Genomic DNA, 24,991 nt, shown 5'->3' with positions numbered 1-24,991 from the left:
CGATCGGGCCGCGCGCCGGCAGCCGTCGTGGGCGCGGTCTACACTCGGTGCACGCCATTCGCGAAGGAGTGCCCGCTCATGAAACCGACCATCCGCGCGATCGATCACGTCGTGCTGCGCGTGGCCGACATTGCCGCCATGACGCGCTTTTACTGCGACGCCCTCGGCTGCCACGTGGAGAAGGAACAACCCGATCTCGGCCTCGTGCAGCTACGCGCCGGCGATGCCTTGATCGACCTGCTGTCGGTCGGCGGCCCGATCGACCGGCCCGACAGCGGCCCGCCCGGCACCGGCCGCAATCTCGACCATCTGTGCCTGCGCGTCGAGCCGTTCGACCCCGACGCGCTGATCGAGCATTTCGCCGCGCATGGCGCGCGCCCCGGCACGCCGGCCGAACGCTACGGCGCCGGCGGCTACGGGCCGTCGATCTATCTGTTCGATCCCGAAGGCAACATGCTCGAGTTCAAGGGGCCGCCTCCCGCCCACGGCTAGGCGTCGGCCGTCACGCGTCGCCGCGCGCCTTCAGCACCGTCCATTCGACTGCGATGGGATCGTGGTCGGCGCTCGAGATCCAGGCGGCGCCGTCCTGCACCGTGCACTGCAGGCGCATCGTGCGCTCCGCGAGGCGCCCGAGCGCTGCCGCGACACCGTCGTCGAGCGACAGCACCTGCACGTTGCGCAGCCGTTCGACCTTGCTGCGCACGCCTTGCCACCAGATGTCCGAGGTCTTGCCGCCGTACGCGATCACCGTGACCTGGCCGGCGCGGCCGGCCGCCTTCGCGATGCGCCGCTCGTCCGGCTGGCCGGCCTCGATCCATACGTCGATCGCGCCCGTGAGGTCCTTCTGCCACAGGTCCGGTTCGTCGACGTCCGACAGCCCCTTGCAGAATTCGAGGCGCTCGTGCGCGAACAGCGCGAACGCGACGATGCGCACCATCATCCGCTCGTCGGTTTCCGACGGGTGACGGGCCACCGTCAACGCGTGATCGGCGTAGTAATGCCGATCCATGTCGGCGATTTGCAGTTCGGCTTTGTAGATCGTGGATTTCAGCGCCATGCGGATGCGGCCCGGGCGGGCATTCGGTTCGGTCGGGTCGTGATGATACCGAATGCGCGGCGTGCGTCGCCGGGCGGCAGCGTCACAGCACGACGGCCCGGCGGGAACCGGGCCGTGGTCGAGCCGCGCCGCCGACGCTGCGGCGCCGGCGTGCGGGTGCGAGAGGAACGCGTGCGGTTACTGCTTGACGAAGCGCGAGTCGGTCCAGAGGCCTTGCTGATCGCTGTTCTCGGCGCTGACGAACTGCACGTCGCCCTGGTCGACCGACACCACGCGGAAACGCTGGCCTTCGGGCACCGACAGGCAACGGTAGTCGTCGAAGTACTGCTGCTTCGCCTGCGACTGGCCGTCACGCTCGTGGCTCAGTACGGAGTCCAGATTGTCCTTCGACAGGCAACCCCATGCATTCTTCGTCAGCTGGATTTCCTGCGTCGGCTTGACGGCCGAATCGCCGCCGGCCTGAGCCACCGACACCGCGCAAAATGCGCCGACGACCGCAAAAAGAATACCGGTTCGCTTCATCATGTTCTGTCTCCATGCTTGCGGGCGCCAGCCTGGTTTAGCTATGTGTTTAAAGGTGATCGCGCACCCGCGTTTTTCACTTTAGAAGACCGGCAAGCGATAGCAAGCACATTTGTTGTGCGATCGCAATAGCGGCGGATTGTCGCACCCGGCGCACACCTGATTTTTGGCGGTCCGCGGCCGGGTGCCGGATTATCCGGTACGGCACGCGACGCCGCGGCGCCCCGCCTGCAGCGTTATCCAGCAACCCTTTCAGCTGAATTACGCCGTGCCGCATGAACGGTTTGGATAATTCATTTCAGTCGCGCGACCTGATTGGTGCAACGCACATAAAGTCGCGGACAACGATATGAATTTATCGCATTGCCGCAGCACAAAATCCGCTAACAAGAAAAATGCCAGCTATAAGCGCGCGCGTATTTATCCGTATTTTCCCGCATGCCCAGGCGGTCCATCCGCCACCGCGCATTTTCCGCTTTTACCGACGGTTATTCAGTCGGCCGGCTGCCGTTCGAAATAGTCCCGCTGGAAGATGCACATCCGAAACGCGTTGTGATAAGACCCGTTTCCGAAAAATTCTTCCCTCAATTCCGCTTCGTGCTGGAATCCGCATTTCTCGTACACGTGAATCGCCGCCGCATTCGACGTATCGACGATCAGGTACAGCTTGCGCAGGTTCAGCACCTTGAATGCATATTCGATCGCAAGCCGCGTGGCCTGCCCCGCGTACCCGCGGCCCTGGCATTGCGGTGCGATGATGATCTGGAATTCGCCGCGGCGGTGGATGTAGTCGAGCTCGATCAGCTCGACGAGGCCGACCAGGTCGTCCCGCGCATCGACCGCGACGAAACGCCGTTCACGCTGATCGTGCACGTGGCGATCGTACAGCTGCGACAGTTCGGAGAAGGTTTCGTACGGTTCCTCGAACCAGTAGCGCATGATCTTCGCGTCGTTGTTGAGTTCGTGTACGAAGCGCAGATCCTGGCGCTCGAGCGGCCGTAGCGCGAGCGTGTGCTTGTCGTTCTGGAGTTGCATGTTGGTTTCCTTTTCGATGCCTGCGTACGCGCGAAACGCCGCTGAGACGCGACGTTCTAACGCCGCGTTCCGCACTGTAAGAAGTTGACCGCGGGTGAAGCTCAGAGCCTAGAATGGATAGGACGGTTCCTGCCACTGCACGGAGGCTATCGTGATCGAGCAAGTCATACTCGGCATCTTCCTCGTACTGCCACTCGTGATCGTGGCCGCGCTGTTCTCCGATGAACTGTGGCAGGAGCACCGGCGCCAGCATCCGCGCGACGAAAACGCGCCGCACATCGACTGGAAACATCCGTGGCGTCGCGTGCGACGCGGCCATTGAATCGCTCGCCGTGCGGTTTGCGTCCGGCGGCCGGTCGCCCGCAGCGATGCGGGCGCCGTTGCCGTGCCCTCATGACCACCCATTGCCGCTCAACCCACGAGACTCCGCTGTGAACGACAAACCTGTTCTGCCTTCCCACGATATCCCCGCCGAAGCGATCGACCTGCAGATCGCCGACGTGCTCGCGACCGTTCGCTACCCGGCGAACAAGGATGCGCTCGTCGACGCCGCGCGCGACGCCGGCGCGAGCAACGAAGTGCTGTCGATGCTGGATGGCCTCCCGGAACAGGACTACGCGAGCGTCGACGAAGTCACCCGTCTGGTCGCCGGCAACTACGGGCCGGGCCTGGGCGTTTGAGCGCGCACCAATAACGCGATAGGATCGGGGCCGCACCCGTCGCACCGCGGCCGGATGCATGGCCGCGCCCGGCATCGAGCCGGGCGTTCCGGCACGAGAGCGCAGGGGGCGCGATGGATGGCATCCTGATCCAGCATACGACGGGCCGTCAGCTGTGGTTCGGCGCACTGACGGCGCTCGTCATCGTGCTCGCGCTCGCGATCGCCGTGCCGCAGGCGAACGTCGCGCTGCCGGCCGTCGAGCCGTTCATGCCGATGTGCGCGCTCACCGTGTTCACCACCGCGAGCATCGCGGCGTTCTTCCTCGGCGCCCAATTCACCGTCACGCGCCAACCCGTGCTCGGTGCGCTCGGCGGCGCTTACGCGTTCACCGCGTTGGCCGTCGCGCTGCAGCTGCTCACCTTCCCCGGTGTGTTCGCGCCGCATGGCCTGCTCGGCGCGCGCCCGCAAAGCGCCGCGTGGATGTGGGTCTTCTGGCACACCGGCTTCCCGTGCTTCGTGATGGCCGCGCTGGTCGCGCGCGAGCGGTTCACGCGCGTGCCCGCCGGCGCGGCGCAGACGCGCCTGTGGGCGCTCGTCCTCGTCGGCGGACCGGCCGTCGCGGCGGCGCTGCTCGGTGTGCTCGCGCTGAACGTGGCGTTGCCGCCCGCGCTGCAACCGCCGGACGCCGCCGCATTGCTGCCCGTGAACGCCATCGGGCTCGCGGTGTGGATCGCCAATGCGCTCGCGCTGGTGACGGTGCTGGCGGCCGGCCGGTTGCGCACCACGCTCGACCTGTGGCTCGCGATCGCCATGCTCGCCTGCGTCACCGACACGACGCTGAATCTGCTGACGACTCATCGCTTCACGGTCGGCTGGTATCTCGCGCGCGTGTTCAGCATGTTCACGCCCGGCGTGCTGGTCTGCGTGCTCGCCTGGGAAGTGACGAAGCTGTATCAGCAGCTGTTCGAGGCCCACACGACGCTCGTGCGCTCATCGGCACGCGACGGGCTGACGGGCGCGTTCAACCGCAGTCACTTCAACGATCATTTTCATACGCTGTTTCTGCAGGCGCGGCGGCAGAGCGAGCCGTTGTCGCTGCTGATGGTCGACGTCGATCACTTCAAGGCATACAACGACGCGTTCGGTCACGTGAAGGGCGATGCGTGCCTGATCGCGGTCGCGCAGGCGCTGGCGGGCGCGGTACGGCGGCCGGCCGACATCGTCGCGCGCTACGGCGGCGAAGAGTTCGCGATCGTGCTGCCGAACACCGGCGCGCGCGGGGCGCGCATCGTGGCCGACGAAGCACGCGAAGCCGTGCTGCGGCTCGACCTGCCGATGCCCTCGTCGCCGACGGGCCGCGTGAGCGTCAGCATCGGCTGCGCGACCGTGTCGGCCGATGAACTGTCGACACCCGATGCGTTGATCGAAGCCGCCGACGGCGCGCTGTACCGCGCGAAGGATGCGGGGCGCAACTGCGTGGTGATGGGGTGAAAACGTCGGAGGAATCGCAGTTGTTACGGTCAATGTGACCGGAATAATCCGCCGTTACCGATTGCGGTTCGGCGAAACGATCGCTTACAGCCGGTGCCGACCGCGCTCGCTATGCTCGATTCATCTCGAATCCGCGCAGGTGAGCACGATGAAGAAAACCCTTTTGCTGATTGCCGGTGTAGCCGTGCTGTTGAGCGGCTGCATCGTGGTGCCTGATGGTGGCGGGTATTACGGTGACGGGTATTACCATCACCATCGTCATTGGGATTGATTGCGTGAAGGTCCGGCCGCTTCGCGGCGGACCTGAGCGGCGCGGCGGGCCGAGGCCGGCGATTGGCTCGCAGCAGCCGGCCTCGGAACCGGTCACTTGCCGATACAAAACCTGCTGAAAATCACCCCCAGCAGATCGTCCGACGTAAATTCCCCCGTAATCGCATTGAGCTGCTCCTGCGCGAGCCGCAACTCCTCCGCGAACAAATCCAGCGACTGCGCGCGCTGCTCCGCGTGATCGGCCGCCTGCGCCAGATGTTCCTGCGCCGCGCGCAGCGCGATCAGATGCCGCTCGCGCGCCAGATAGACGCCTTCGGCGCCCGCCTGCCATCCGGCGATCCGCAGCAGCTCCGCGCGCAGCATGTCGATGCCGTCGCCGCGCTTCGCCGACAGATGCACTTCCGTCAGATCGCCTGCCGCCGCCGGATGCTCGACGCACGCCGGCACGCCGGTCAGGTCGGTCTTGTTCAACACGCGCACGACCGGCACGCCGTCCGGAAAGCGCGCGGCGATCGTCTCGTCCTCCGGCGTCATCCCCGTACGCGAATCGAGCAGATGCAGCACGACGTCGGCGCGCTCGATCTCGCTCCACGTGCGTGCGATGCCGATCCGCTCGACTTCGTCTTCGGTCTCGCGCAAGCCGGCCGTATCGATGATGTGCAGCGGAATCCCTTCGACCTGGATCGTCTGCGCGACCTTGTCGCGCGTCGTGCCCGCGATCGGCGTGACGATCGCCAGCTCCGCGCCGGCGAGCGCGTTCAGCAGCGACGACTTGCCGACGTTCGGCTGCCCCGCGAGCACCACCGACAGGCCCTCGCGCAGCAGCGCGCCCTGCCGCGCGTCGCCGAGCACATGCGCGAGCTGCTCGCGGATCTTCGCGAGCTTGCCGCGCGCATCGGCCGCCTCGAGGAAGTCGATTTCCTCTTCGGGGAAATCGAGCGTCGCCTCGACGAGCATCCGCAGCGTGATCACGTCTTCGACCAGCGCATGGATCTGCCGCGAGAACGCGCCGTCGAGCGAGCGGCCCGCCGAGCGCGCCGCCGCCTCGGTACTCGCTTCGATCAGATCGGCGACGGCCTCGGCCTGCGCGAGGTCCAGCTTGTCGTTCAGGAACGCGCGACGCGTGAATTCGCCCGGCTCCGCGAGCCGCAGCCCGAAGTCGCGGCCGGCATCGAGGCAGCGCTGCAACAGCAGCTGCATCACGATCGGCCCGCCATGACCTTGCAGCTCGAGCACATGCTCGCCGGTGTACGAATGCGGCGCGGGGAAGTACAGCGCGATCCCGCGGTCGAGCGGCGCGCCATGCGCGTCGACGAACGGCACGTAGCTCGCGTGGCGCGGCGCGAGCCGCTGCCCGCACAACGCGTCGCTCAACGCCTGCGCGGCCGCCTCGCCGCCGCGCCCGAACGACACGCGGACGACGCCGATGCCGCCCCGGCCGGCGGCAGTGGCAATGGCGACGATCGGATCGGAATCGGTAGCGAGCATGGGAGTCGGATGAATCTGGTGAGCGGACGGTGAATGCTGCGCCCGTACAACACTTTGGGCAGCAGGACGCCGGCATTGTAGCGTGCCGGCCCTCATGCCACCGCCCGTTGCGTGGGCCTCGAACTCGGCCGAATTTATCCCGCCAGGGATAAGTCGAGTACCAACACAGCCTGACCTAGCCTGCTTGTTTCGGACACGTCTGCCCACCAGAACGGGCGAACGCTCGGATCCCCAATTCCATTGCGCATACGTCGACAGGATGGGATTCGTCTGAACAGGCTATGTTTAGCCCGTGCGGTTGTCTGATAAGCAACAGGGGAATTGCACAATCACCCCATGCCGACACCCGAAGAAAAAGCTGCGTTCTCGGAACGCCTGAAATTCGCCCTGCGGCGCAGCCCGGAGAAGGTCACTGGCGCGACGGAACTCGCGAACCGCTTCAATCTGCGCCACCGCGGCGAGCAGCCGGTTTCGCCGCAAACCGCGCACAAGTGGCTGACGGGCCGCACGATTCCCACGCCGGACAAACTCGAAACGCTGGCCAGCTGGTTGCGCGTCGAACTGCATTGGCTGCACTACGGGCCGTCGCCGAGCCTGAACGAGCACGCGACGCCGCAACCGCTGCCGCGCGACGAGCGCTATCCGCCGACTGCGGAAACGATCGAACTCGCGTCGAAGATCGAGGCGCTGGCGCCGCATCAGCGCTACCTCGTTCAGGAACTGATCGAGCAGTTCTACGGCGGCGATGCGAAAGCCGACGCGAAAAAGGCCTGAACGTCAGCAGCCGAACCGGCAGCGGCCGCGCCCAAAACAAAAAACCGCATGGATCGCTCCATGCGGTTTTTTTACGTGCATCGCGAGCGGCCGGACCGCCCGCGCGTGCAACGGGCCTCAGGCCGGCTTCTTCTTTACGCCGCCGAGCTTGCGCGTGATGTAGTACTGCTGCGCGATCGACAGCACGTTGTTCACGACGTAGTACAGCACCAGGCCGGCCGGGAAGAAGAAGAACATCACCGAGAACGCGATCGGCATGAACTTCATCATCTTCGCCTGGACCGGGTCCGGCGGCGTCGGGTTCAGGCTCGTCTGCACGTACATCGACACGGCCATCAGCACCGGCAGGATGAAGAACGGATCGCGCTGCGACAGGTCGTGAATCCACAGAATCCACGGCGCGCCGCGCATTTCGACCGACGCGAGCAGCACCCAGTACAGCGAGATGAACACCGGAATCTGGATCACGACCGGCAGGCAGCCGCCGAACGGATTCACCTTCTCGGTCTTGTACAGCTCCATCAGCGCGGCGTTCATCTTCTGCGGATCGCTCTTGAAGCGTTCGCGCAGCGCCTGCATGCGCGGCGTGATTTCCTTCATGCGCGCCATCGACTTGTAGCTCGCGGCCGACAGCGGGAAGAACACGGCCTTGATCAGGATCGTCAGCAGCACGATCGCCCAGCCCCAGTTGCCGACCACGCCGTGGATCTTCTCGAGCAGCCAGAACAGCGGCTTCGCGATGATCGTCACCCAGCCGTAGTCCTTCACCAGCTCCAGGCCCGGCGCGATGCCTTCGAGCATGCGCTCTTCTTCCGGACCGGCGAACAGGCGCGCCTGCACGTCGGCCGACTGGCCCGGCGCGATCGCGGCCACCGGCTGCTTCACGCCGACGCGATACAGCGACGGATCGATCTTTTCCGCGTAGATGTCGCGCTTCACGCCCTGCTGCGGAATCCATGCCGAGGCGAAGTAGTGCTGCACCATCGCGACCCAGCCGTTGTCGGCGGAGTTCACGTAGTCGGCCTTGTTCTTGTCGAGGTCGCTGAAGTTGATCTTCTGGAAGTGCTTCGCGTCCGTGTAGACCGCCGGCCCGAGGAACGTATGCGAGAACATCGGCGTTTCGACCGCCGTGTTGTCGCGCACCAGCTCCATGTAGACCGTCGGCGTGACCGGCGCGGTGCCGACGTTGTCGATCTTGGTGTCGACGCCGATCACGTAGCTGCCGCGCGTGAACGTGTAGGTCTTCACGACCTTCACGCCGCCCTTCACCGGCGACTCGAACGACAGCTTCAGGGTGTTCTGGTCGCCCGTCAGCGATGTCGCGCCCGGATTCAGCTGCGTGTACACGTCATTGTGGTTCGGGAAGTCGCCGCCGAGCAGGCCCGTGCGCGCCAGATACGTGTGGCCGGCCGTGTGATCGAACAGCGTGATGTACAGGTCCGGCTGCTTGCCGTCGCCCTGCTTCTTCAGCGTGAGCTTCGCGAGCGTGCCGCCGCGCGTGTCGATTTCGCCGTCGTACACGTCGGTCGAGAACTTCACGAGCTGCGCCTGCGCGGCCGGTGCCGTCGTCGCCGGCGCGGCGCCGGCTGCCGCTGCGGCGGGCGCTTCACCTGCGGTCGTCGTCGCGCCCGTGCCCGATGCGCCGCTCGCGGCCGCGGGGGCCGTCTGCGTGGCGCTCGGGAAGAACATCGACGGGCGTCCATGGTCGCGCTGCCAGTTGTCGTACAGCATGACAGCTGACATGAAGAAGATCACCCATAGGACGGTGCGTTTGATATCCATGCGTTGTCTCAGAGTCGATGGGACCGCGCGTCGGCTTCGCCGCGAGCGCGAATGTCGGAGTTGGGCGGCGGGACGAGGTCGATGCCGCCCGCGGAAAACGGATGGCATCGGCACACGCGCCTGACGGCGAGATACGTGCCGCGCGCGGCGCCATGATACTGGATTGCCTCGCGCGCGTAATCCGAACAGGAAGGATAAAAACGGCAGCGGTCGCCGAGCATCGGGCTCACGGCAACCTTGTAGAAGCGCAGCAACGCGATCAATACCGTTTTCATACCTTGGGCGGCGCCGTGAGACGCCGCGTCAAAACCGGCCGGGCGGGCGCGCACGCCGCACCACGGACGGATGCGTCACTCGGACGCGGGCTTCGACGCCCGGCGCGCGATCTCCCGGGCCGCCCTGTCGAGCAGCTCGCGGATTTCGGCCGCGCACATCGCCGCGAGCGGGGCGGACGCCGCGCTCGGCAGCGCTTTCTTGTCGAAGCGCGTGTGCTGCCGCAGCAGCAGGTCGTAGCCGGCGAATTCGGCCCGGCGCAGGCGAAACGCGTCGCGCGCCAGCCGCTTCACGAGGTTGCGGGTCACTGCACGCGGCGCATACTTCTTGCCGATGACGAGCCCCAGACGGGCGGGCTGGCCGGTCGGCTTGCCGTAGATCACGAAGTGCGCGGAGCGCCGCCAGGGGCGCAAACGAAAAACGGATGAAAATTCATCCGTTTTCAGAAGTCGCGCAGCTTTCGGGAAGGCGGCTTTCGTCTGCGACGGATTCGCACCCGGCTCGACGGCACCTTCCGCGGCACTGCGGACGGCGGACACAGCGCGCAACCTGCCTTAGATGGCGAGGCGCTTGCGGCCCTTCGCGCGGCGAGCGTTGATGACCTTGCGGCCGCCTGCAGTCTTCATGCGGACACGGAAGCCATGGGTGCGCTTGCGGCGCGTCACGGACGGTTGGTAAGTACGTTTCATGATGTTCTCACTTGTTCGAGAATGTCGAAATTCAGGGGACCGCGTGCCCTTAACCGTAGGCATTCGGGCGAACGCAATCGCCGGGAATACAGGATTGGTTTTCGCGGAACCCGCTATTTAAACCGTTTTTCTCTTGACGGTCAATACTTTACGAGTCGTCCGCCTGTGCCGACCCGTTCCGATCCGGCCCCGCACCCCACAGCCGCAGCCTGTGGATAAGTCCCGCTGTGGCTGCGTTTGGCGTTAGAATCTCGCCTTATCTCCAAGAATCCCGCACGCCGCTTCGGTGTTCGCCTGCCCGTCCGCCACTGTGACGCAGGCGCCCGACGCACGCTCGCACGACCGCTTCGGGCCTTGTCACGCGACCGCGACAAGGGCGCCGGCGAGCTGCCCTGTGCACGCAAAAAACGACAGCTACTTGATGAACGATTTCTGGCAACACTGTTCCGCACTGCTGGAGCGCGAGCTGACGCCCCAGCAGTACGTGACGTGGATCAAACCCTTGGCCCCGGTGGCCTTCGATGCGTCGGCGAACACGCTGTCCATCGCCGCGCCGAACCGCTTCAAGCTGGACTGGGTCAAGAGCCAGTTTTCGGGCCGCATCGCCGATCTGGCCCGTGAATTCTGGAATACGCCGATCGAAGTCCAGTTCGTCCTCGATCCGAAGGCCGGCATGCGCGGCGCGCCCGCGGGCGTCGCTCCGGCCGCGCCGCGCATGCCGCTCACGCCGAACGGCCCCGCCGCGGCGGTCGCCGCGATTGCCGCAAACCTGACCGCACATGCATCGGCCGCGCCGAGCGCGCCGGCCGACGTGCCGCTGACGCCGTCGGCGGCCGCCGCACACCACCTGCACGGCGACGACGCCGACATCGACCTGCCGAGCCTGCCCGCGCACGAAGCGGCGGCCGGCCGCCGCACTTGGCGCCCGGGCCCCGGCGCCGCGCCGGCAAACGGCGCCGAAGCCGATTCGATGTACGAGCGCTCGAAGCTGAACCCGGTGCTCACGTTCGACAACTTCGTGACCGGTAAGGCGAACCAGCTCGCGCGCGCCGCCGCGATCCAGGTCGCGCACAACCCGGGAATCTCGTACAACCCGCTGTTCCTGTACGGCGGCGTCGGCCTCGGCAAGACCCATCTGATCCATGCGATCGGCAACCAGCTGCTGCTCGACAAGGCCGGCGCGCGGATCCGCTACATCCACGCCGAGCAATACGTGTCCGACGTCGTGAAGGCGTATCAGCGCAAGGCGTTCGACGACTTCAAGCGCTACTACCACTCGCTCGACCTGCTGCTGATCGACGATATCCAGTTCTTCTCCGGCAAGTCGCGCACGCAGGAGGAATTCTTCTACGCGTTCGAGGCGCTGGTCGCGAACAAGGCGCAGGTGATCATCACCAGCGACACGTATCCGAAGGAGATCTCGGGCATCGACGATCGCCTGATCTCGCGCTTCGACTCGGGCCTCACCGTCGCGATCGAGCCGCCCGAGCTGGAAATGCGCGTCGCGATCCTGATGCGCAAGGCGCAGTCCGAGGGCGTGAACCTGTCGGAGGACGTCGCGTTCTTCGTGGCGAAGCATCTGCGCTCGAACGTGCGCGAGCTCGAAGGCGCGTTGCGCAAGATCCTCGCGTATTCGAAGTTCCACGGCCGCGAGATCTCGATCGAGCTGACCAAGGAAGCGCTGAAGGACCTGCTGACCGTGCAGAACCGGCAGATTTCGGTCGAGAACATCCAGAAGACCGTCGCCGACTTCTACAACATCAAGGTCGCCGACATGTATTCGAAGAAGCGTCCCGCGAACATCGCGCGGCCGCGGCAGATCGCGATGTACCTGGCGAAGGAGCTGACGCAGAAGAGCCTGCCCGAGATCGGCGAGCTGTTCGGCGGGCGCGATCACACCACCGTGCTGCACGCGGTACGCAAGATCGCCGACGAGCGCGGCAAGGACGCGCAGCTGAACCACGAGCTGCACGTGCTGGAGCAGACGCTGAAGGGCTGAACGCCGCGCGCGCTTGATAATTCGGCCTCCGCCCCAATTTAATTGGGGCGGTTCGGTTTTGAGGCACAATACAGGTTTGACCGCCCCGGCGGCGGCGGGCCAAGAGCCCGGCTGGCGGGGCGCTGCGAGGCTGCTGCGCTGCAGGCCGTTACTCAACGAAGGAACTCTATGCAACTGGTCAAGACCGAACGAGACACCCTCCTCAGGCCGCTGCAAACGGTCAGCGGCATCGTCGAACGCCGCCATACGTTGCCGATCCTCGCCAACCTGCTGATCACCAAGAACGGCCCGGACGTTTCTTTCCTGTCGACCGACCTGGAGCTGCAGATCACCACGCGCGCCGATTTCGGCGTCGGCGGCGACCAGGTGGCGACGACGGTCGCGGCCCGCAAGCTGCTGGACATCCTGCGCGCGATGCCTGACGGCCAGGTCACGTTGTCGCTCGCCGACAAGCGGCTGACCGTCCAGTCCGGCAAGAGCCGCTTCGCGCTGCAGACGCTCGCCGCAGACGAGTTCCCGACCGTTGCGCAGGCGAAGGATTTCGCCGCGAGCCTGAGCGTCCCGCAGAAGTCGTTCCGCCAGCTGCTCGGCATGGTGCACTTCGCGATGGCGCAGCAGGACATCCGCTACTACCTGAACGGCATGCTGCTCGTCGTCGACGGCGACCAGCTGATGGCCGTGGCCACCGACGGCCACCGCCTCGCGTTCTCGTCGATGAAGATCGAAGGCGGCACGTTCGGCCGCCAGGAAGTGATCGTGCCGCGCAAGACGATTCTCGAGCTGCAGCGCCTGCTCGAGGACATCGACGACACCGTCACCATCGACATCGCGCAGACGCAGGCGAAGTTCACCTTCGGCGGCGTCGAGCTCGTGTCGAAGCTGGTCGAGGGCAAGTTCCCCGACTTCCAGCGCGTGATCCCGAAGGCGCACAAGAACACGTTCGAGATCGGCCGTGAAGAGCTGCAGCGTTCGCTGCAACGCGCGGCGATCCTGACCTCGGACAAGTTCAAGGGCGTGCGCTGCATCATCGCGCCGGGCCAGTTGAAGATCATGTCGACCAACGCCGATCAGGAAGAGGCGCAGGAAGAACTCGAAATCGCGTACCAGGGCGACACCGTCGACATCGGCTTCAACGTCACGTATCTGCTCGACGTGCTCGCGAACCTGAAGGTCGACACCGTGCAGGTGAGCCTCGGCGACGCCAGCTCGAGCGCGCTGATCACCGTGCCCGAGAACGACGAATTCAAGTATGTCGTGATGCCGATGCGCATCTGACGCGCTCGACATCGCGATACACACCAGGGGGCGGCAAGCCCCTTTGGCGTTTTTATGGCGAACCGACAACCCGTCCCTTTGGCGTCTTTTGCGCGCCGGGGGCGAGCCAGGAAACTGGAGCGGCCGGCGATTTCTCCTCGCTGAAACGCACCGCGCCGCCACGAGAGTGGCCTCGCAGAACCGGAAGATATCCATGAGTGAACAGCACAATACGCAACCCGATAACAGCAGCTACGGCGCCTCGTCGATCCAGATCCTCGAAGGTCTGGAAGCGGTGCGCAAGCGCCCCGGGATGTACATCGGCGACACGTCGGACGGCACCGGTCTGCACCACCTCGTGTTCGAGGTGCTCGACAACTCGATCGACGAAGCGCTGGCCGGGTACTGCAACGACATCCACGTGACGATTCACGCCGACAACTCGATTTCCGTGACCGACAACGGCCGCGGGATTCCGACCGACGTGAAGATGAACGACAAGCACGAGCCGAAGCGCAGCGCCGCCGAGATCGTGATGACCGAGCTGCATGCGGGCGGCAAGTTCGACCAGAACAGCTACAAGGTGTCGGGCGGGCTGCACGGCGTGGGCGTGTCGTGCGTGAACGCCCTGTCGAGCTGGTTGCGGCTCACCGTGCGCCGCAACGGCAAGAAGCACTTCATGGAGTTCCATCGCGGCATCGCACAGGATCGTGTGCTCGAGCAGGTCGATGGCGTCGAAGTGTCGCCGATGCTCGTCACCGGCGACACCGAGAACCGCGGCACCGAAGTGCATTTCATGGCCGATCCGACGATCTTCGGGACCGTCGAGTATCACTACGACATCCTCGCGAAGCGGATGCGTGAGCTCTCGTTCCTGAACAACGGCGTGCGGATTCGTCTTACCGACCTGCGTTCGGGCAAGGAAGACGATTTCGCGTTCGCCGGCGGTGTGAAGGGCTTCGTCGAGTACATCAACAAGACGAAGACCAACCTGCACCCGACCGTGTTCTTCGCCAACGGCGAGAAGGACGGCGTGGGCGTCGAAGTCGCGATGCAGTGGAACGACAGCTACAACGAAAACGTGCTGTGCTTCACGAACAACATTCCGCAGCGCGACGGCGGCACGCACTTGACCGGCCTGCGCGCGGCGATGACGCGCGTCATCAACAAGTACATCACCGACAACGAAATCGCGAAGAAGGCGAAGGTCGAGACGACCGGCGACGACATGCGCGAAGGGCTGTCATGCGTGCTGTCCGTGAAGGTGCCGGAGCCGAAGTTCAGCTCGCAGACCAAGGACAAGCTGGTGTCGTCCGAAGTGCGGGCGCCGGTCGAGGAAGTCGTCGCGAAGGCGCTCGAAGAATTCCTGCTCGAAACGCCGACCGACGCGAAGATCATCTGCGGGAAGATCGTCGAAGCTGCGCGTGCGCGCGATGCTGCCCGCAAGGCGCGCGAGATGACGCGACGCAAGGGCGTGCTCGACGGCGTCGGCCTGCCGGGCAAGCTCGCGGACTGCCAGGAGAAGGATCCGGCGAAGTGCGAAATCTACATCGTCGAGGGTGACTCGGCAGGCGGCTCGGCCAAGCAAGGCCGCGATCGCAAGTTCCAGGCGATTCTGCCGCTGCGCGGTAAGGTGCTCAACGTCGAGAAGGCGCGCTACGACAAGCTGCTGTCGTCGGAACAGATCGTCACGCTCGTGACCGCGCTCGGATGCGGCATCGGCAAGGACGATTACAACCTCGACAAGCTCCGCTATCACCGCATCATCATCATGACCGACGCGGACGTCGACGGTGCGCACATCCGGACGCTGCTGCTCACGTTCTTCTATCGGCAAATGCCGGAGATGGTCGAGCGCGGGTACGTGTATATCGCCCAGCCGCCGCTTTACAAGATCAAGGCCGGCAAGGACGAGCGGTATCTGAAGGACGACGCGGAGCTCAACGCGCATATGCTGCGGTTGGCGCTGCAAGGGTCGGAGTTGGTGCCTAGCGAGAACGGCGCGGCGATTTCAGGCGATGCGCTCGGCGAGCTGGCGCGGTCGTATCTGCTGTCGCAGAGCGTCATCGGGCGGTTGAGCCGGTTGTATGACCCGGCCGCGCTCGAGGCGATCATGGACGGGGTTTCGATCGATCTTTCCAGCGAGGAATCGACGGAGGCTTCGGCTAAGGCTCTGCATGCGGCGCTGCATGACGAGACGCTAAAGAATGAAGTGCGGGTGGTGCCTTCGTATGATCCGGTGCGCGAGCTGCGGTCGCTGCGCGTCGAGCGGGCGCATCACGGGAACGTGCGCGTTTCCGTCATCGATGAAGAGTTCCAGCATACGGCGGATTATCAGCAGCTGGTGACTACTGCCAAGACGTTCGAAGGGCTTATCCAGGCCGGTGCGGTGATCAAGCGCGGTGAGCGCAGCATGGCCGTGACCGACTTCAAGAGCGCGATGAAGTGGCTGCTGGCGGATGCTGAGCGGAACGTTTCGAAGCAGCGTTATAAGGGACTCGGGGAGATGAACCCCGAGCAGCTGTGGGAAACGACCATGGATCCGACCGTGCGGCGTCTGCTGCGCGTGCAGATCGAAGACGCGATCGCGGCGGATGGGATCTTTACTACCCTCATGGGGGACGAGGTCGAGCCGCGTAGGGCGTTTATCGAGTCGAATGCGTTGCGGGCGGGGAATATTGATGTTTGATTTTTCCTTCTGCAGGCGTAGGGCGCCAGAGTAAGTGCGACTGGCGCCACAGTTTTGCGACTGGGAGACGAAGTTGGTGCGACTGGCCTACGTTGGACCGCGTACGCCAGACACACCAGTGATCGCCCTGGTGCTGACAAAATGCCTACGAATCTAGGCGGGTTGGACCGTTTGTGAGGTCAGACGCGCGTAACACTCAACCTCGGACTTGATCCGAGCAAGAACAACAAGAAAAGGTGTGCTGCCAAGCGTAACGGGCGAGCCATCAGATGTCCTGATGCGCTTAGTGCTCGGATAGGCGAGGTGGCCACTACTCCACCCGGAACAAAGTTCCGCAAAACCTTGCCAGGGCGGAGACGCGGATCGATAACAAATTCTATAGAGCGCCACGGTAGCACGATGGCAGACGGCCAAATCGAGGGAAATCGCCACCTGCAACCCGTTGCGAATGTTCGGTGATCGCGGGCAGATGCTCGCATTCGGGGGCTGAATGTTTAGAGAACTACAAAATCTGCATCATGCGTTGAGCGCTTATATCGAAGCGACCTACCACATTTCACACCCAAGCCTTGTCGATCTGCGCCGCATCATTCTCGATCAGCAAGGCACAATCTCCCAACGAGCCTATCTCGAAAGCACCCCCCTTTACCAGGGAAGTCGAAAGTTTGCCGATCTCGCAATTCCGCAACACGCCCGAGATTTTCTGAGCTATCTCGGCACCCTTGAGGGTGGAAGGCTCGCTTTTGATCCCCCCTATCCGCACCAGGCCGAAGCACTAGAGATCATCGCCGATTCGGCCGGCCGATGCATATTGGCGACCACTGGTACGGGATCAGGCAAAACAGAAACCTTTCTCTTGCCGATCTTGATGAAATTGGCGGACGAAGCCGCGAGTCGACCGGAGCAGTTTGCTCAGCGCGCTGTTCGTTCGATCATTCTGTATCCCATGAACGCACTGGTAAATGACCAGTTAGGACGTCTCCGAAAACTCTTTGGAGCCTCGACGGTGCGCTCATGGTTCACGGAACACGCGGGACGGCCGGCAAAGTTCGCCAGATACACAGGCCGCTCCCTTTATCCGGGACAAAGGACTGAGGAACGCAACAAGCAGCGCCTAAAGAGTCTCAATTTCTATCGTGATCTCGAACGAGAGGCACAAACCGACGAAGCCGTTGAGGCACAGATCCAGGCACTGCGATCACTAGGTCGCTGGCCGGCTAAACCGAGCTACGACGACGTCGAAAATGGCATGACGGCATGGCTCGGCAGCGGCAAACCGTGGCTTGGCCCCGACCAGAAGTTTCAACGCGCAATCGAGCGCCCAGAAGACGCAGAACTCTTACTGCGTCATGAGGTGCAGGATCAGCCGCCCGATTTGCTGATCACAAACTATTCGATGCTCGAGTACATGCTCTTGAGGCCGATCGAACGCCCCATCTTCGAACACACCAGGGCATTTTTCGAAGCTCATCCAGAAGAGAAATTGCTTTTTGTACTCGACGAAGCACACCTTTATCGAGGAGCAAGTGGTACCGAAGTTGCGCTCCTAATTCGGCGCCTGCGCAATAGGCTTGGGCTCTCGCCCGATCGCCTACAAGTTATTGCGACTAGCGCGTCCTTTTCGGACGGCGATGCGGCACGCCATTTCATCGGTGACCTCGTCGGTCGTGAAGCCGACAAGATCGAGGTGCTACAAGGCAGCAAGCATGCCCGACATCCATCGGGCCCGGGTGACTTGACGCTTGCGTCCGCACTCGCCGCGTGCCAGGTAACACAGCTCAAAGATACTGACGCCGCTCAACGGATCGAAGCTCTACGTCCTCTACTCACGTTCCGACAGGGCGCGCTTGTCGAAAGGCGGTTTGCTCTAGCATCGTCTGCGTCGAAAGATGCAATCGTATATATCAGGGGCGTCGATGCCATGCTTTGCCCTGTCAAGGAAGCCGTTTCTGTTCCTTCACATGGAAAAGCCGAAACTTCGGCCTCCTTTCTGGCGATTACTGAAGTTACAGCGATTGACGGTATCAGTGTTGGGCAATCGGTAGACAAACCTGACCTGATAATTAACGACGGTCAACAGTTGGTCGTCCGCGACGGGCTACAGCGAGCGGTTCATGCGGCACTAAGAGACCATTTCAAAAAGACCCCGAGGGGGCTGTTAACCTTTTCGGCAAGCTGTTAACCTTGGCCATCTGAACAACAGGAAGTAAGGGGATGGGCACGCCGATCATTGATGACGAACTGTGGGCATTGATCGAACCTTTGCTGCCGCCGCCAAAGCCGCGACGCAAGAAATATCCAGGCCGCCGCCCTGTTTCGGACCGGGCGGCACTGAACGGCATCCTGTTCGTGTTCAAGACCGGGATACGCTGGTGCGACCTGTCGATCAAGTTGGGATTTGGTTCCGGCCCGACCTGCTGGCGTCGCCTGCGGGACTGGCAAAAAGCCGGCGTGTGGGACCGGCTGCACGAGCTGCTGCTCGCGAAGTTACGCGAGGCCGGCCAGCTCGATTTCTCACGCGCAGCCGTCGATTCATCGTCGGTGCGAGCCGTTGGGGCGGGCGAAAAACTGGCCCGAACCCCACGGATCGCTCGCGACCCGGTTCCAAGCACCACATCCTCGTCGACGCAAACGGCGTCCCCGTCACCGCGATCCTGACTGGCGCGAACCGCAACGATGTCACCCAGTTGCTGCCGCTTGTCGATGCGATTGCGCCGATTCGCGGCGTACGTGGCCGGCCGCTTCGGAAGCCCAAAGTCATTTACGCCGATCGCGGCTACGACTCCGAACCACACCGCCGGAAACTTCGCGAACGTGGCATCAAGCCGGTGATCGCAAAGCGCCGAACCGAGCACGGCAGTGGTCTCGGTAAATTTCGCTGGGTGGTCGAGCGGACTCACGCATGGCTCCACAACTTTCGTCGTCTTCGCATTCGCTTTGAGCGTCGCGCCGACATTCACGAAGCATTCCTCAAACTCGGTTGCTCCCTCGTCTGCTGGAACATCTTCAGACGTACGGAGCAGTCTTTTTGAAACGGTCTCTAAAGGATCTTCCCGTTGTTGGACGGTTGGTAAATCTAACCGGTGGCGCAATTTCCGGGGAAGATGGACTTACAACCCAACCACTTGCACCGATCGCAATCGATGAGATCGGCGCGATGCTTTTCGAAGGTGAGATTTCGCCCGATATCCGTACAAAGGCAACGGATGCCCTGCTCGAACTCTCGTCGTATGCAAAGGTAGAGCCGGACGGCCCCCCCTTGTTGGCCGCACGTGTGCATGCTTTTTTCCGCGGCCTTCCCGGCCTTTGGGGGTGCGCCCACAATGCTTGCGCAAAATTGCCGACGGATTTACAGCCGGGCCCTACCGGCATGCTCTATCCGCAATCAACGCGAGAGTGTGGATGCGGCGCTCGTGTGTTCGAAGTTCACACCTGTCGCGATTGCGGGGTTGCCTATTTTCAAGCTTACGCTCTCAACCCTAGCCAGCCAGATTTCTTATGGGCCGAAGACGTCGGCAGCCTCGAGGATGTTGATGGAATAGTCCGGCCAGTACAGATTTTGTTGGAGGATCCTGGCTCCAACGCCGACAAATATTGCACAACCGCCTTCCTTGACCCAGTGACCGGGCGGATTGGCTCCACATCCTCAAACGCTCGAGAGATCTGGCTTCCACGCCCGGCGAAAGATGTGGAGCCAGGGCATTTTGAGAGATGTCCTCACTGTGACGGTTATGGATCACAGATCATGAATCACCAGACTAAAGGTGATGAACCGTTTCAGGAACTCATCAGCGTTCAACTTCTGGATCAACCAGCACGTCCGGAAGCCACTTCGCCACTTAAGGGACGCAAATCGCTTATCTTCTCTGATGGCCGGCAAGCAGCTTCTCGCCTGTCAGGAAAACTCAAGGACTTCTCTCTCCAGGACAGTATTCGACCTCTTCTCCTCGCCGGCCTGAAGTTACTCGAGCAGCGCTTCGGTGAATCTGTCGCGCTTGGAAATGCATATCCCGCGATCCTATACGCATGCTCCCAGTATGACGTGAACTTCCGTCTGCCAGGAACTGAGCACGACGAGTTCGCCCGCGATCTCCGAAAAGTACGCACGTTCGCGAAGGAAGGCGGTGATTTTGCCGAATTTCGAGACCTAGCGGCGACTCTCAACAAGACTCACGTCAAGTCCGTCCGCGCGCCGCTCGCACGGGTTCTTGCGAATCGACACACTGGGTTGTTGCCGCTCGCCCTGGCTGCTCCTCAGGCGCTCCTGACGGACAATCAAATCAAACGTCTCAATGCTTTGGCTGTCCCTCCCGCTGGCGAAGGGACTGACGAAGAGAAGCGTCGTGCGCTGCTAGATCTATGGGTTACTTTGTCACTCGCAGACGGGGCCGTTTTGGTCGAGGGCACACCTAGTGAATGGATCGATTCACGTGAGGGACCGCAACTTAAGAGGATCAATGGTCGCTTTCCCAAAGTGCTTGAGAGCCTTTTTGGTGCAAAGTGGCATCGCACGCAATTCGGCGCGAATGCTCAGCCTGATGCAAGTTGGATAGATTTTTTAACTAACACTTTTGCACAGAACCACAACGCACAAGGCTTTTTCATAAATGCCGCCAAGGTTCGGTTGCGGCCCGAGCAAGAAGTCACATGGCGCCGCTGTGGACATTGCACGCTAGCACAGCCTGAAAATCGGCTGATGGGTGCCACTTGCGTCCAATGCGGAGAGGCGACGAACGCACTCGATCCGCGCAAGGACACAGTTTTTCGCACCCGAAAGTATCTCTATCGCAAACTAGTTGAACGATTTGAGGCCGAAAGCCATCAAGGATACGTTCCCTATCCCTTTGTCGCAGAAGAACATACCGCTCAACTAAACGATGCGGGGCAGGATCAGGCCTTCTCACGAGCTGAATGGTATGAGTTGCGCTTCCAAGATCTCGATGTCCCGGGACCTCGTGGCGAGCGTGCGGGTGCAGTCGATGTCCTAAGTTGCACCACGACCATGGAGGTCGGCATCGACATCGGCAGCCTCACCGCCGTTGCCTTGCGCAATGTGCCTCCGGGACGTGCGAACTATCAACAGCGAGCGGGGCGTGCTGGGCGTCGCGGCTCATCGCTTTCAACAGTACTGACGTTTGCTGGCTCAGACAGCCACGATCAACGCTTTTTTGCTGATCCTCAGACAATGGTTGGAGGGCCGGTTCCAGACCCAGTTCTCAATCTCGACAATCGTGAGATTGTGCAACGCCATGCCTTCGCACTCATACTGTCGCTCTTCCAGCAAGAACGAGTCGAAACGACCGTAGCCGATGGCGACGTTCAGGCCTCGAATATATTCGAGTCACTCGGCAAACTATCCGAATTTCGCCTTCCCAACCCTGATGGCTTCACGTTTTCCGGTTTGAAGGGCTGGCTCGCGGCCAATGCAGAAATCGTGGACGCTGCACTTCGTGATGTGATCCCGCGGGAGGCGATTGAAGGAGATCACGAACGTTTCTTCTCGACACTGCCGCTGGAGCTTTTACAAGCACTAGAGGCAGCGGGTGCTGGAGAAAGCGAAATTTCACTCATGCCAGCGGACACCGCTGTCACGATCAAAGAAGGGCCAGCGTTCGACTTCGGCCTCGAGGATTACGGCGGCGACGAGGATTTATTCGAGCCGCCACGCAATGACACGCGGATCGAAAAAGTGCGCGAAAGCATGGATGAAAATCCCGAAGCTCCGTTGAAGCCGCAGAACCTCCTCGATCGTCTTTTCGCAAAGGCGATACTGCCCCGCTATGCCTTTCCAACCGACGTCGTCTCCTTCACGGTATTTGATTCATCCAGCACCCGCTATCGAGCGGAAATCGCATATTCTCCGCAAGCCGGTTTAACACAGGCGCTCAGCCAATATGCGCCCGGACGAGAAGTCTGGGTTGATGGTCAGAAGTTTCGTTCGATGGCAATTTACTCTGGATTCCAAAAGGATCGCATCAATGCCTATCGGGCCCAGAGGCTCTACTATGAATGCGGTCGCTGCGGCTACGCGAAACTCGAAGACCCCAACGACAATCATCGCCGGGGAGATACCGAAGATTGTCCCGCTTGCAAGAAAAAGGCAGGTATGGGGCCAGCAGAACGCTGGGTTGTCCCAGTGGGATTTGCTCATCCTTATGATGACCAGTTCGAACTTGCGGGTGACGAAACACCGCTTGCAACACGCCCCACACGCGCAAAACTGAGTGCACCCCATTTCGAGTTGCACCAGGAACTGGGGGAACTCAAGCGCGCGGATGGTAGCGGCTTTGGCGCCTGGGCCGCAAAACAAACATTGATGGTAACTAACCTCGGTGTCCGCAAAGCAGGTAGTTCAGAAACCGGCTTCCTGTACTGCCCGACATGTGGAAGAACGGAACCAACCGGTTGGGCCGAGGGCCAGCTAACAAAACCTCACCGGCGTCCATATCCCAACAATGGCAAACAACCCGAGCTGTGCGATGGCCGCGGAAGAGCGATTGTGCTGGGTCACGAGTTCTTAACTGACATCGCGCTGTTTTCATTTCGCTTGTCACCGGATCTTCAGGTGCCCGCGGGTTCGACCGTCGGTCGCATCGTGTTAACAACGATTGCAGAAGCGCTAAGCATCGCAGCAGCTGGTCTGCTAGACATTGATGCGGCTGACATCGGAGGGGGGCATCGTGCTGCCCTCAACGAGGGCGGTGCTCGAGGAAGTCAAGTCGAGGTGTTTCTTTATGACACGGCGCCCGGCGGTGCAGGTTTTGTCCGATCTGCGGCACGCGATCCAGGAGCATTGCTTACACGGGCGTTAAACCTCTTGGAACGATGCCAGTGCTCATCGTCTTGCTATGCTTGCCTCCGATCACACAAGAATCGCTGGGATCATGCTGATCTCGATCGGCATCTAGGTGCGACATTTCTACGCCATATTCTCTATGGTGAGCGTCCCTGGATTCCCGAGTCTGTAGAGGATCGACTCCTAGATATCCTACAGACCGACTTAATCGATGCCGGCGAAGAGGTTGTGCGCAGCCTGGATGGCGTATTGAGCCTGCCGCAGCATGGCGGGCGAACATTAGTCATCAGCCACCCTCTCATTCGAGAGCAACCAGGTTCACAGCGTGCTTTCGCTCGGGGGCGCAAAGCGACCGATCGCTATCTGGACCAATTGCTAGTGTGCGTATTCCGGCGAACGTGATCACGCATTTCGGCGGATCGTGATCATGGATTCCGAATGATCGTGATCACCCGTTTCGGTTGATCGTGATCGCTGATCACAGGTTTCCGAAACGCGTGATCACGATGCCGGAATGAGCGATCACGGGACCGAAACGGGTGATCACGTAACCGGAACGTAATCCGGGTTTGAGTCTGGCGGTGGCGTTGCGCATGTATTCACCGACGGCGTTAGCCTGCTCCCTTTTTTGCGGGAGAAGTGCCGATGCCGACACCTCGGATGAGCATGCGCAAATTGAAGGAAGTCCTGCGACTAAAGTGGGCGTGTGGCCTGACGCATCGGCAGATCAGCCGGGCTATCGGCATCAGCGTCGGTGCCGTCTCGAAGTTCGCGGCCCAAGCCAGCCAGGCGGGACTCGATTGGGCGGCAGCCGAAGCAATGTCCGACGACGAACTGGACGCGCGCCTGAGGCCTGCGGCAACCAATGCCGCGGCGACGACGACGCGACGCATCGAGCCCGACTACACGGCATTGCATCGCGAGCTGCGCCGCAAGGGCGTGACGCTGCAACTGCTGTGGGAAGAATACGCTGAAGCGAACCCCGGCCAGCGGACGTACCGCTACACGCAGTTCTGCCAGAAGTACAAGGACTGGGCGAAGTCGATCAAGCGCTCGATGCGTCAGCAGCACCGCGCCGGCGAGAAGCTGTTCGCGGACTTCGCGGGTCCCACCGTGCCGGTCCTGGCGAGCGATGGCGGCGTCGAGTTCGAGGCGCACGTGTTCGTTGCCGTGCTCGGCGCATCCAACTACACGTTCGCGTGCGCGACGCGCACCGAGACGATGGCGGACTGGATCGGCAGCCTGTGCGATGCGCTAGAGTTCATTGGCGGCGTGCCCGAGCTGCTCGTGCCCGACAACCCGAAGGCGCTGATCGCGCGACCCGACCGTTACGAACCCGGACTCGGCACGACCACGCAGGACTTCGTGAACCACTACGGCACCGCGATGCTGCCGGCGCGTCCGCGCAAACCGCAGGACAAGGCCAAGGTCGAAGTCGGCGTGCAGATCGTCGAGCGCTGGGTGCTGGCCCGACTGCGCCACTATCGCTTCTACAGTCTGGCTGAACTCAACAAGGCGATTGCAGAACTGATCGCCGACCTAAACCAGCGCCCGTTCAAGCGGCTCGAAGGCAACCGGCGTGAATGGTTCGAACGGCTGGACCAACCCGTCCTGCGCCCGTTGCCCGTGCGTCGCTACGAGATCGCCACCTTCCAGAAGTGCCGTGTGAACATCGATTACCACGTCGATGTCGGCGGCCACTATTACAGCGTCCCGCATAGCCTCGCACGGCAGGAGGTCTGGGCGCGTATCACACGCCACGGCGTAGAGATCCTGCATGGCGGCAAGCGTGTCGCTGCGCACGCTCGCTCGCGCCTCAAAGGCAAACACACGACCATCGCCGAACACATGCCGGCTGCGCATCGCGCGCACATGGAATGGACGCCTGGGCGCCTGCTCAACTGGGGCGCATCCGTCGGCCCCGGCGCCGAGGCTGTCGTGCGGCATCTGCTGACCAACAAACCTCACCCCGAGATGGGCTATCGCGCCTGTCTCGGTCTTCTCTCGCTCGCGCGCAAGTACGGCAAACACCGCCTCGAGGCCGCATGCCAGCGTGCATTGAAGATCGGCTCGCCCACGCGTCGCTCCGTGCTGTCAATCCTGGAAGCGGGACTTGACCTGCAGCCCTCGCTCCCGACCACGCCCGCCGAATGGCGCTCGCCCGAGCACGAGAACGTGCGCGGCCCCGACTACTACCACTGACCCGAAGGA

The 24,991-nt window shown here is 62.4% G+C and carries 21 protein-coding genes; 13 read left to right on the top strand and 8 right to left on the bottom strand.

Annotated features, from left to right (window positions below):
* The first annotated feature begins 78 nt into the window (after positions 1–78).
* Positions 79–492: a VOC family protein gene (locus EX20_RS00415; RefSeq protein WP_034192448.1), complete on the top strand. Its 414-nt coding sequence runs from the start codon at positions 79–81 to the stop codon at positions 490–492.
* Between the two features lie 10 nt (positions 493–502).
* Here EX20_RS00415 and EX20_RS00410 read toward each other — a convergent pair whose 3' ends face one another.
* The 3 genes from EX20_RS00410 to speG form a co-directional block, all read right to left on the bottom strand.
* The gene (locus EX20_RS00410; protein WP_014723888.1) at positions 503–1,057 is read right to left on the bottom strand and encodes a YaeQ family protein; all 555 of its coding nucleotides are present in this window, start codon (positions 1,055–1,057) and stop codon (positions 503–505) included.
* 177 nt (positions 1,058–1,234) lie between these two features.
* Entirely contained in the window at positions 1,235–1,582 is a 348-nt protein-coding gene (sap1, locus tag EX20_RS32400; protein WP_011886449.1) for a surface attachment protein Sap1, read from the bottom strand.
* Between the two features lie 489 nt (positions 1,583–2,071).
* Positions 2,072–2,614, bottom strand: coding sequence for a spermidine N1-acetyltransferase (gene speG / locus EX20_RS00400; protein WP_011886450.1), 543 nt, complete (start codon positions 2,612–2,614; stop codon positions 2,072–2,074).
* A 151-nt stretch (positions 2,615–2,765) separates the two neighbouring features.
* On the opposite strand from speG, the gene EX20_RS32395 reads away from it, so the two are divergent.
* From EX20_RS32395 to EX20_RS33125, 4 genes are all read left to right on the top strand, one after another.
* On the top strand, positions 2,766–2,936 hold the full coding sequence (locus EX20_RS32395) for a hypothetical protein (RefSeq protein ID WP_006489933.1): 171 nt from the start codon (positions 2,766–2,768) through the stop codon (positions 2,934–2,936).
* Positions 2,937–3,045: 109 nt separating this feature from the next.
* Positions 3,046–3,294 (top strand): DUF2795 domain-containing protein, encoded by a 249-nt coding sequence (locus tag EX20_RS00390; RefSeq protein WP_034192447.1) that lies wholly within the window; start codon positions 3,046–3,048, stop codon positions 3,292–3,294.
* A gap of 113 nt (positions 3,295–3,407) precedes the next feature.
* Positions 3,408–4,766, top strand: a complete 1,359-nt coding sequence (locus EX20_RS00385) for a sensor domain-containing diguanylate cyclase (protein ID WP_034192446.1) — start codon at positions 3,408–3,410, stop codon at positions 4,764–4,766.
* A 148-nt stretch (positions 4,767–4,914) separates the two neighbouring features.
* On the top strand, positions 4,915–5,037 hold the full coding sequence (locus EX20_RS33125; protein ID WP_256976788.1) for a hypothetical protein: 123 nt from the start codon (positions 4,915–4,917) through the stop codon (positions 5,035–5,037).
* Positions 5,038–5,129: 92 nt separating this feature from the next.
* On the opposite strand, the gene mnmE is transcribed toward EX20_RS33125, so the two are convergent.
* A complete protein-coding gene (gene mnmE, locus EX20_RS00380; protein WP_034192445.1) occupies positions 5,130–6,524 on the bottom strand; it encodes a tRNA uridine-5-carboxymethylaminomethyl(34) synthesis GTPase MnmE in 1,395 nt (464 codons plus the stop codon).
* A gap of 336 nt (positions 6,525–6,860) precedes the next feature.
* Between mnmE and EX20_RS00375 the strand changes: the two genes are divergently transcribed.
* Positions 6,861–7,298: a transcriptional regulator gene (locus tag EX20_RS00375; protein ID WP_034192444.1), complete on the top strand. Its 438-nt coding sequence runs from the start codon at positions 6,861–6,863 to the stop codon at positions 7,296–7,298.
* 117 nt (positions 7,299–7,415) lie between these two features.
* Here EX20_RS00375 and yidC read toward each other — a convergent pair whose 3' ends face one another.
* The 4 genes from yidC to rpmH all read right to left on the bottom strand — a co-directional run bounded on the left by yidC (position 7,416) and on the right by rpmH (position 10,042).
* Positions 7,416–9,080, bottom strand: a complete 1,665-nt coding sequence (gene yidC / locus EX20_RS00370; RefSeq protein ID WP_011886456.1) for a membrane protein insertase YidC — start codon at positions 9,078–9,080, stop codon at positions 7,416–7,418.
* 8 nt (positions 9,081–9,088) lie between these two features.
* Entirely contained in the window at positions 9,089–9,355 is a 267-nt protein-coding gene (yidD, locus tag EX20_RS00365) for a membrane protein insertion efficiency factor YidD (protein WP_011886457.1), read from the bottom strand.
* Positions 9,356–9,430: 75 nt separating this feature from the next.
* Positions 9,431–9,892 carry a ribonuclease P protein component gene (gene rnpA, locus EX20_RS00360; RefSeq protein WP_011886458.1) on the bottom strand — a complete coding sequence of 154 codons (462 nt, stop codon included), beginning with the start codon at positions 9,890–9,892 and terminating at the stop codon, positions 9,431–9,433.
* 15 nt (positions 9,893–9,907) lie between these two features.
* Positions 9,908–10,042 carry a 50S ribosomal protein L34 gene (gene rpmH, locus EX20_RS00355; RefSeq protein ID WP_004198824.1) on the bottom strand — a complete coding sequence of 45 codons (135 nt, stop codon included), beginning with the start codon at positions 10,040–10,042 and terminating at the stop codon, positions 9,908–9,910.
* Between the two features lie 421 nt (positions 10,043–10,463).
* On the opposite strand from rpmH, the gene dnaA reads away from it, so the two are divergent.
* The 7 genes from dnaA to istA all read left to right on the top strand — a co-directional run bounded on the left by dnaA (position 10,464) and on the right by istA (position 24,982).
* Complete coding sequence (gene dnaA, locus EX20_RS00350; protein ID WP_011882715.1) at positions 10,464–12,041, top strand: chromosomal replication initiator protein DnaA; 1,578 nt, start codon at positions 10,464–10,466, stop codon at positions 12,039–12,041.
* Positions 12,042–12,209: 168 nt separating this feature from the next.
* A complete protein-coding gene (dnaN, locus tag EX20_RS00345; protein ID WP_011882716.1) occupies positions 12,210–13,316 on the top strand; it encodes a DNA polymerase III subunit beta in 1,107 nt (368 codons plus the stop codon).
* Positions 13,317–13,509: 193 nt separating this feature from the next.
* The gene (gene gyrB / locus EX20_RS00340; RefSeq protein WP_011882717.1) at positions 13,510–15,984 is read left to right on the top strand and encodes a DNA topoisomerase (ATP-hydrolyzing) subunit B; all 2,475 of its coding nucleotides are present in this window, start codon (positions 13,510–13,512) and stop codon (positions 15,982–15,984) included.
* A gap of 490 nt (positions 15,985–16,474) precedes the next feature.
* On the top strand, positions 16,475–18,166 hold the full coding sequence (locus tag EX20_RS30015; RefSeq protein WP_072465349.1) for a DEAD/DEAH box helicase: 1,692 nt from the start codon (positions 16,475–16,477) through the stop codon (positions 18,164–18,166).
* Positions 18,167–18,198: 32 nt separating this feature from the next.
* Positions 18,199–19,016 (top strand): IS5 family transposase gene (locus EX20_RS29805; protein ID WP_231572231.1). Its coding sequence is split into 2 segments (ribosomal slippage): positions 18,199–18,547 and positions 18,547–19,016, totalling 819 coding nucleotides; the frame shifts between segments, so codons are not numbered across the junction.
* Complete coding sequence (locus tag EX20_RS31660) at positions 19,013–23,182, top strand: DUF1998 domain-containing protein (protein WP_131929136.1); 4,170 nt, start codon at positions 19,013–19,015, stop codon at positions 23,180–23,182. The genes EX20_RS29805 and EX20_RS31660 overlap by 4 nt, the downstream gene beginning before the upstream one ends.
* A gap of 243 nt (positions 23,183–23,425) precedes the next feature.
* Complete coding sequence (gene istA / locus EX20_RS00325) at positions 23,426–24,982, top strand: IS21-like element IS408 family transposase (protein WP_011875599.1); 1,557 nt, start codon at positions 23,426–23,428, stop codon at positions 24,980–24,982.
* Positions 24,983–24,991 lie beyond the last annotated feature (9 nt).

It is taken from the genome of Burkholderia sp. WP42, from assembly GCF_000745665.1.
GTDB lineage: Bacteria > Pseudomonadota > Gammaproteobacteria > Burkholderiales > Burkholderiaceae > Burkholderia > Burkholderia vietnamiensis.
This window is presented reverse-complemented; position numbering and strand designations above follow the sequence as displayed.

Excerpts from the sequence above, each read along its gene's own strand:
- rpmH (WP_004198824.1), bottom strand. The coding sequence starts at position 10,042 with ATGAAACGTACTTACCAACCGTCCGTGACGCGCCGCAAGCGCACCCAT.
- dnaA (WP_011882715.1), top strand. The coding sequence starts at position 10,464 with ATGAACGATTTCTGGCAACACTGTTCCGCACTGCTGGAGCGCGAGCTG.
- EX20_RS33125 (WP_256976788.1), top strand. The coding sequence starts at position 4,915 with ATGAAGAAAACCCTTTTGCTGATTGCCGGTGTAGCCGTGCTGTTGAGC.
- dnaN (WP_011882716.1), top strand. The coding sequence starts at position 12,210 with ATGCAACTGGTCAAGACCGAACGAGACACCCTCCTCAGGCCGCTGCAA.
- mnmE (WP_034192445.1), bottom strand. The coding sequence starts at position 6,524 with ATGCTCGCTACCGATTCCGATCCGATCGTCGCCATTGCCACTGCCGCC.
- EX20_RS00385 (WP_034192446.1), top strand. The coding sequence starts at position 3,408 with ATGGATGGCATCCTGATCCAGCATACGACGGGCCGTCAGCTGTGGTTC.
- speG (WP_011886450.1), bottom strand. The coding sequence starts at position 2,614 with ATGCAACTCCAGAACGACAAGCACACGCTCGCGCTACGGCCGCTCGAG.
- EX20_RS00410 (WP_014723888.1), bottom strand. The coding sequence starts at position 1,057 with ATGGCGCTGAAATCCACGATCTACAAAGCCGAACTGCAAATCGCCGAC.
- EX20_RS00375 (WP_034192444.1), top strand. The coding sequence starts at position 6,861 with ATGCCGACACCCGAAGAAAAAGCTGCGTTCTCGGAACGCCTGAAATTC.
- yidD (WP_011886457.1), bottom strand. The coding sequence starts at position 9,355 with ATGAAAACGGTATTGATCGCGTTGCTGCGCTTCTACAAGGTTGCCGTG.
- sap1 (WP_011886449.1), bottom strand. The coding sequence starts at position 1,582 with ATGATGAAGCGAACCGGTATTCTTTTTGCGGTCGTCGGCGCATTTTGC.
- EX20_RS00415 (WP_034192448.1), top strand. The coding sequence starts at position 79 with ATGAAACCGACCATCCGCGCGATCGATCACGTCGTGCTGCGCGTGGCC.
- istA (WP_011875599.1), top strand. The coding sequence starts at position 23,426 with ATGCCGACACCTCGGATGAGCATGCGCAAATTGAAGGAAGTCCTGCGA.
- gyrB (WP_011882717.1), top strand. The coding sequence starts at position 13,510 with ATGAGTGAACAGCACAATACGCAACCCGATAACAGCAGCTACGGCGCC.
- EX20_RS30015 (WP_072465349.1), top strand. The coding sequence starts at position 16,475 with ATGTTTAGAGAACTACAAAATCTGCATCATGCGTTGAGCGCTTATATC.
- yidC (WP_011886456.1), bottom strand. The coding sequence starts at position 9,080 with ATGGATATCAAACGCACCGTCCTATGGGTGATCTTCTTCATGTCAGCT.